This window comes from Streptomyces sp. adm13(2018) (assembly GCF_008042145.1).
Classification (GTDB): domain Bacteria; phylum Actinomycetota; class Actinomycetes; order Streptomycetales; family Streptomycetaceae; genus Streptomyces.
The window spans coordinates 1-859 of record NZ_RDBH01000229.1; the positions used below are offsets into that span (position 1 = coordinate 1).

Annotated in this window: 2 protein-coding genes; one reads left to right on the forward strand and one right to left on the reverse strand. The window is 72.6% G+C overall.

Features of this window, described 5'->3' with window-relative positions:
- Positions 1-481 (forward strand): hypothetical protein (locus EAO70_RS35910; protein ID WP_222723514.1); only part of this gene is annotated, 481 nt, incomplete at its 5' end.
- A gap of 50 nt (positions 482-531) precedes the next feature.
- Here the strand turns inward: EAO70_RS35910 and EAO70_RS38370 are convergent.
- Positions 532-859 (reverse strand): GNAT family N-acetyltransferase (locus tag EAO70_RS38370; RefSeq protein ID WP_187284190.1); only part of this gene is annotated, 328 nt, incomplete at its 5' end.

Sequence of the window (859 nt, forward strand, 5' to 3'; positions counted from 1 at the left end):
CACCGCACACACCGATACGGGTATGTGCGCCCAGGCGGCCGCGCTCACGGCCCAGGCCGAGCGACAGACCAGCACCGCGCAATGGGACCTCTCCGCGGCCGGCACCACCCTGGCCCGCACGACGGCCATCCGACTCGGCGAGACCATCGGCCCCGCCGACGTACAGCAGGAGCTGCCCGGTATCGAACGCCTGGAGCGCCTGCGCGAAGCCCTCGCCATCCTGACGATCGGCACCGCGCACACCCACGGCCAGCTCGCCTGGTTCCTCTCCAGCGCCACGGTCACCCTGACCCCGGTCCTCCGCTGGCGCGCCCTGACCGCCGACGAACGGCAGTCGTTCGGCACCGTCGTGCCCACGTCGGAGGAGTTCACGGACGCGGAGAACGCCGTCCGCCACGTGAGGACCGCGCTCTCCCACATCACGGCCCACGAAGAGCCCACATCCCCGGCCCTCCCTCAGCCCGCCACACGCGACCTGTAGCGCCCCCCGCGCGCGGGGGCGGACGATCTCGTCGCCGCCCCCGTGGACGTTCAGCGGCGGGGGGCCGCGTCCGCTTCCTGGGGACGTGCGATGACGACGTCGGGGTGTCGCCGCTGCGGCGGAGGCTTGCGCCGGTCCTCCCATTCCGGGGCGAGCCAGTCGAAGACCAGGTGGTTGTGCCGGCGGCCTTCCTTCAGGTCGACCTCGCGGAAGAGGCCCTGGTGGCTCATTCCGAGACTGACGTAGAGGCGCCTGGCGCTGGTGTTGTCCTCCCGGCACATGCACCAGAACCGGTGCCGCCCGAGGTCGTCGAAGCAGAAGGCCGCGGTGAGTTGGGCCGCTTCGGCGCCGGCGAGGGGCAGGTTGCGCGCCCTCGGG